The sequence below is a fragment of the Streptomyces sp. NPDC046215 genome (assembly GCF_040646215.1).
Lineage (GTDB): Bacteria > Actinomycetota > Actinomycetes > Streptomycetales > Streptomycetaceae > Streptomyces > Streptomyces stramineus.
In genome coordinates, this window is sequence record NZ_JBEYZW010000159.1 from 1 (window position 1) to 6,035 (window position 6,035).

Consider the following 6,035-nt stretch of genomic DNA (forward strand, 5'->3'; position numbering starts at 1 on the left):
GGGGCTACATCATGCGCGGTAGGGGTTGTTTCCTGCCGGTCGGGCGATTGTGCACACAGCACAGCAGCCCGTCCGGCGCTTGAGGACACTGCCGCGCAGCGGTGGTGCACCCCCACGGCCCGCACCCGAAGTCCCGCCCTAATACACCGGCTTCTCGGGCTCCACCTGGTGTACCCAGCCGATCACGCCGCCGCCGACGTGGACCGCGTCGGCGAAGCCCGCGGACTTCAGGACCGCGAGGACCTCCGCGGAGCGGACACCCGTCTTGCAATGCAGGACGATCTTCTTGTCCTGCGGCAGGTCCTGAAGGGCGCTGCCCATCAGGAACTCGTTCTTGGGGATCAGGCGGGCGCCGGGGATGGCGACGATCTCGAACTCGTTCGGCTCGCGGACGTCGATGATGTCGATCGCCTCGTCCCCGTCGATCCACTCCTTGAGCTGCCGGGGAGTGATCGTGGAGCCGGCCGCGGCCTCCTGGGCCTCCTCGGAGACCACGCCGCAGAACGCCTCGTAGTCGATGAGCTCGGTGACCGTCGGGTTCTCCCCGCAGACCGCGCACTCCGGGTCCTTGCGGATCTTGACCTGGCGGTAGTTCATCTCCAGGGCGTCGTAGATCATCAGCCGGCCGACCAGCGGCTCGCCGATCCCCGCCAGCAGCTTGATGGCCTCGTTCACCTGGATCGAGCCGATCGAGGCGCACAGGACGCCCAGCACGCCGCCCTCGGCGCAGGAGGGGACCATGCCCGGCGGCGGGGGCTCGGGGTACAGGCAGCGGTAGCAGGGGCCGTGCTCGGACCAGAAGACCGACGCCTGGCCGTCGAAGCGGTAGATCGAACCCCAGACATACGGCTTGTTCAGCAGCACGCAGGCGTCGTTGACGAGATAGCGGGTGGCGAAGTTGTCCGTGCCGTCCACGATCAGGTCGTACTGGGAGAAGATCTCCTTGACGTTCTCCGCCTCCAGGCGCTCCTGGTGGAGGACGACGTTCACGTACGGGTTGATGCCCAGGACGGAGTCGCGGGCGGACTCCGCCTTGGAGCGGCCGATGTCCGCCTGGCTGTGGATGATCTGGCGCTGCAGGTTCGACTCGTCGACCTCGTCGAACTCCACGATGCCCAGCGTGCCCACGCCGGCCGCCGCGAGGTACAGCAGGGCGGGCGAGCCGAGGCCGCCGGCCCCCACGCAGAGCACCTTGGCGTTCTTCAGGCGCTTCTGCCCGTCCATCCCGACGTCCGGGATGATCAGGTGGCGGGAGTACCGACGAACCTCGTCAACGGTGAGCTCGGCGGCCGGCTCGACCAGGGGTGGCAGCGACACGGGGTCTCCAGGGTCATCCCCGCGGAGGCGGGGAACATAGAGGCAGCGTTCTGTTCTTCCCCTGTAACCCTGCCACGGCCCTCCTCATTCCGAGACACCAGGTCCGATGCGCGAGACGATCTCGTCCCAGTAGCCGGGCATCACCTCCCAGGGGTCCGCTTCGTCCCGGTCCGTCCGGTCGGTCACGTAGATCGTGCCCGCGCCCTGCCAGCGGGCGATCCGCAGGGCCTCGTCCAGGTGGGGGGCGGGCACGCCGTGCACCAGGTGGCAGAACCGCTCGGGCGGGTGGTCCGCGGTCCACTCCGCGACCTGCGACCAGCGGTAGGCCGGCCACGGCCCGCGGAACGTCACCAACTGGTCGGCGAGCGAGGCGTAGCCGGCGCTGGGGTGGGTGCCGGGGACGAGCACGATGTACGCGCGCTCCAGCAGGGTGCGCAGCGCGGCGACCGTGCGGCGGGTGCCGGGCAGCGCGGCCGGGTCCGTCGGGCAGCCGTCGAGGGCGAAGCCGCCCACCTTGTACCAGTTGAGGTAGCGCTGGGCCTCCGCCAGCAGCTCCGCGAAGGGCCGCTCCCCGAACCCCAGGTCGAGGTGGCCCAGGATGCGGACGCCCGCCCCGCGCAGCCGGGCGGCGGCCGCGAGGCAGTGCGGGTCCGGGCGGGCGCCGGGGCCGCCCGAGGCGGCCCCGAGCGCGCCCAGGCCCCCGCTGCCGAGGACCACCCAGTCCACGGGCACGTCGTGGCGCAGGAGTTCGCCCCACTCGGCGGGGGCGAGCAGCGGGTGGCCGAAGCCGGGTACCCCCAGGCGCAGCGGGGCGTCGGCCAGGGGGCCGGCGCGGCGGTGGCCGGAGGGCATCAGATGCGACACGCGGCCTCCATCCAGATGTCGGCCAGCGACTCCTCCAGGCCGATGCGGGGGCGCCAGCCGAGCCGGTCGCGGGCGGTGCGCACGTCGGCCTGCTGCCAGCTGCCGCAGCCGTCGGGGTAGGGGTAGGCGGGCGGGGTGCCCAGGTGGGGGTCGTCCAGCTCGTGGAGGGCGCCACCGAAGCCTGCGACCCGGGCGAGGAGGGAGGCGGCGTCGCGCAGCCGGACCGCCCGGCCGGTGCCGATGTTGACGGCGCCCTGCGCGGCGGAGAGGGAGGCGGCGTGGACGGCGCGGGCGACGTCGCGCACGTCGACGAAGTCGCGCTGGACGCCGAGGCCGCTGAGCTTGAGTTCGCTGTCGCCGCTCTGCATGGCGCGCCGCATGGCGTCGGCGAGCCGGCCGAGCGGGGAGCCGGCGGGGGTGCCGGGCCCGACCGGCGAGAACACGCGCAGCACGATGGCGTCCAGGCCGGAGCCGAGCACCAGCTCGGTGGCGGCGAGCTTGCTCACCCCGTACGGGCCGCCGGGGCGCGGCACGGCGTCCTCCGCGGTGGAGGAGCCGGGCTGCGAGGGCCCGTACTCCGAGGAGCAGCCCAGCTGGACGAGGCGCGCGCCGCAGCCGCTGCGGCGCAGCGACTCGCAGACGGTGGCGACGGCGACGGTGTTGTGCCGGGTCAGGTCGCGGGCGCCGCCCCGGGTGGCGCCCGCGCAGTTGATCACCACGCCGGGGTGGACGGCGTTGAGGAACCGGGTGAGCGCCCCGGGGCTGCCGCTGGCCAGGTCGAAGCGGACGTCCGCGTCGTCACCGCGGCCGAGCGCGGTGAGCTGGACGGCGGGGTCGGCGAGCAGCCGGTCGGCCACGTAGCGGCCGAGGTAGCCGTTGGCACCGAGCAGGAGGACCCTCATCGGTCGCGCCCTCGCTCTCGCCCAGCGGTGGGGGTGGGGTGAACGGTCATGTTCCTTGCTCCTCTGAAGGGATGTGCGGCCGGGGTGTGCGGCCGGGCGGGGTCACCGGGCCGGGTCTTCGCAGGCGTCGGCGGGTGCGGTGGGGTGCGGGGCGCGGGGCCCGTGCCGGTGGGCGGAGGCGCGGGCGAGGACGAGCAGGGCGTGCGCCAGCAGGGCGGCCGCGGGAACGGCGCAGGCCACGAGGGGCACGGCGGCCGGCCCGTACGGCCCGGCCGGGCCGCCCTCGAAGAGCCACGCGGCGGCCAGGGCCGCGCCCTGCGCCGCGCAGGCGGCCCATGCGGCGCAGGCGCCGGCTCTCCCGGAGCCGGGCCCGGCGGTCAGGCGGGCGAGGAACAGCAGCGCGCCGAGCGCCGCGGCCGCGGCGAGCGGGCTGGTCCGAGGGCCGGGGCCGAGGGCCGTGTGCGCGGCCCAGAGAAGGGCGGTCAGCGCGGCCAGGAACAGCCCGAGCGCCGTCATCAGGAGGGGCCGCACGCGCGCCCGGAACTCCGCGAGGGACCGGCTGTCGACGAGGGCGTGGCGCACCCGGGAGGCGAACCAGCGCGCGCACCAGGCCGCGGGCACGGTGGCGCAGGCCAGGGCGGCGGCCGTCGGCGCGGCCGCCCGCAGGGCCCCGGGCCAGGCGTGCAGCGCCGGGAAGGCGCCACCGCCGGACAGCGCGGTGAGGACGGCGTCGCCGACGAGGGCGTAGGTGAGCAGCCAGGCGATGGCCAGGGAGCTGACGACGCGCCAGGGGCCGGCTGCCCGCGGGGCGCGCGCCCGCGGGGTGCGCCGGGCGCCCTGCGGGGCGTCCAGCGCCGTCTCCACGCGCCGGGCGCGGGCGTGCAGCTCCTCGGCCAGGGAGAACACATCGCGGTGCCGGCACTCCGCCGCCATCCGTTCCGCGAGCCCCCGGGCCTGCAGGACCGCGGCGATCTCCAGGGGGTCCACGGCGCGGGCGCACAGGTCGCGGTGGCGCTCCAGAAGCGCCCGGACGGGGTCGGCGGGTGCGGGGGCTGCGGGTATGCCCGCGGGTGCGGGGGCGCCGCCGTCCCGGAGGGGAGTGCTCATGGGCGGCCTGCCCAGGTGGGCGCGGCGGGGCGGCCAGGGCGGGCGGCCCAGGACAGCGGCGGGTGGGATTCCGCGGCGCGGGCGAAGGGCACGGAGGGGTCGGGGGCGTCGTGCCGGACCGGTGCGTGCGAGATCAGTTCGAGGTAGATGCCGCGGAAGGCCGTCAAATGCCGCTCGACGGTGAAGAGTTCCAGGGCGCGGGACCGGGCGGCGGCACCGAGCCGCAGCCGCCGGCCGGGGTCGCGCAGGAGCGTGAGGCAGGCGTCGGCGAGGGCGCGGGGGTCGCGGGCGGGGACCACCAGGCCCGTGCCGCCGATGACTTCGCGCACCGCGCCGACGTCCGGTGAGACGGTCGCCCGGCCGCAGAACATCGCCTCCACCAGCGGCAGCGGGAAGCCGTCCGCGGGGCCGGTGAGGACGACGCTGCCCGCGGCGTACGTCTCCGGGCCCGCGGTCCCGTACGTGACGCCGTCGGGCACGCCGTCGGGCACGCCGGTGCCGGGCGGCGGGGTGCCGACGATGCGCAGCCGCACCCCCGGCTCGGCCTCGCGGACGGCGGCGAGCGCCTCCCACAGGCAGGGCTCGGCCCGGCCGCCGACCCACACCAGCGTCCGGCCGTCGTCGGCGACGCCGCTCTCCGCGCCCTCGCCCACGGCCTCGTAGGGGAGCGCGTCCACGCCGGGGTGGACCGTGCGTACCCGCTCGCGGTCCGCGCCGCAGCGCTCCTGCCAGCGCCGTACCTGGGTGTCGCCGGGGGTGATGAGGTCGGCCCGGCCGTAGACCTCGGCGGTCAGCAGCCGGTGGAAGGCGGCCAGCAGGGTCCGTACGGCCAGGGAGAGACCGGCGGCCCTGGCCGCGCTGTTGACGTAGTAGGCGCGCAGCCGCACCTCGTACTCCGTGACGAGCAGCGGGGTACCGAAGAAGCGTTTGGCCAGCAGTCCCGGCAGCGCGGCGGGCCCGGCCGAGGTGGCGTGGCAGAGATCGACGGCGGCGAGCCCCGGATCACCGCCGGTGGCGCCGTACCAGTCCAGGGACAGCGGGCGCAGCGCCCGTTCCAGGAGCGCGGAGACGGCGAGGAGGTCGGCGACCCGGGTGCCGTACGCGGCGGGGTGGGCGCCCGGTGCGCGGCATGCCGTCTCCAGGGTCTGCAGGGCCTGGTCGGAGCGGAGGGCGGGGCCGAGGCCGCCGGCGTCGCGGGCGAGGTCGGCCAGGCCGTGGAGGGCCTCGGCGAAACGGTACGCCTGACCGCCGGGGGAGCCGGTGGCGGCGGCGCCGTCCTCCGTGCCCGCGGCGCCGTCCGCGCCCGCCGTGTCCTGCCCGTCCGACGCGCCGGGCGCGTCCGTGGCGCTGATCGCCGTCGCCAGCTCCCAGAAGCACTCCCCGAACCGGCGCCGTTCACGCCGTCCGTACGCGCCCCCCGCGGGCCCGGGGCCGCCACCGCCCTCGGCGGGATCGCCCCACAGGGGAGCCGTCCGTACGCGCCGCACCTGTTCGGGAAGGCCGTACCACCCGCCGCGCTCCTGGCGGGCGCCCCGGCTCAGGGCGTAGATCTCGAAGTCGTGCCGGCCCAGCCCCCGCACCAGTTGGTCGCACCACTGACCGCCCTCACCCGTGGCATACGGATACCCACCCTCCGTAAGGAGTCCCACGCGCACGCACGCACCCCCGTCTGTCCCTTGTGGTCGCCCTCTTGTGGCCCGCAGCCGCCGAACGGCAGCGGGAGCACGCTATGCGGGCGGCGCTGTGGCGCGACGGACGGTTGCGCGCGCCGGCACCTCCGCCGCCCGCCCCTCGGAGGCGTACTCGCCACCGTGCTCGACATGGCCCGCGCCGCCCGCCGTCTCC

General features: G+C 75.9%; 5 protein-coding genes. All 5 read right to left on the reverse strand.

Translation table 11 applies throughout. The features are described 5' to 3' along the window. Nucleotides 1–138: 138 nt before the first annotated feature. The 5 genes from moeZ to ABZ951_RS33310 all read right to left on the reverse strand — a co-directional run bounded on the left by moeZ (nucleotide 139) and on the right by ABZ951_RS33310 (nucleotide 5,845). Entirely contained in the window at nucleotides 139–1,317 is a 1,179-nt protein-coding gene (moeZ, locus tag ABZ951_RS33290; protein WP_344091708.1) for an adenylyltransferase/sulfurtransferase MoeZ, read from the reverse strand. An 84-nt stretch (nucleotides 1,318–1,401) separates the two neighbouring features. Then, nucleotides 1,402–2,169, reverse strand: a complete 768-nt coding sequence (locus ABZ951_RS33295; RefSeq protein ID WP_344091727.1) for a spherulation-specific family 4 protein — start codon at nucleotides 2,167–2,169, stop codon at nucleotides 1,402–1,404. Then, nucleotides 2,169–3,083, reverse strand: a complete 915-nt coding sequence (locus tag ABZ951_RS33300; protein WP_344091710.1) for an NAD-dependent epimerase/dehydratase family protein — start codon at nucleotides 3,081–3,083, stop codon at nucleotides 2,169–2,171. Before ABZ951_RS33300 ends, ABZ951_RS33295 begins: the two co-directional genes overlap by 1 nt. 102 nt (nucleotides 3,084–3,185) lie before the next feature. After that, on the reverse strand, nucleotides 3,186–4,190 hold the full coding sequence (locus ABZ951_RS33305) for a hypothetical protein (RefSeq protein ID WP_361281700.1): 1,005 nt from the start codon (nucleotides 4,188–4,190) through the stop codon (nucleotides 3,186–3,188). Then, on the reverse strand, nucleotides 4,187–5,845 hold the full coding sequence (locus tag ABZ951_RS33310) for a DUF3492 domain-containing protein (protein ID WP_344097897.1): 1,659 nt from the start codon (nucleotides 5,843–5,845) through the stop codon (nucleotides 4,187–4,189). Before ABZ951_RS33310 ends, ABZ951_RS33305 begins: the two co-directional genes overlap by 4 nt. Between the last annotated feature and the right edge of the window lie 190 nt (nucleotides 5,846–6,035).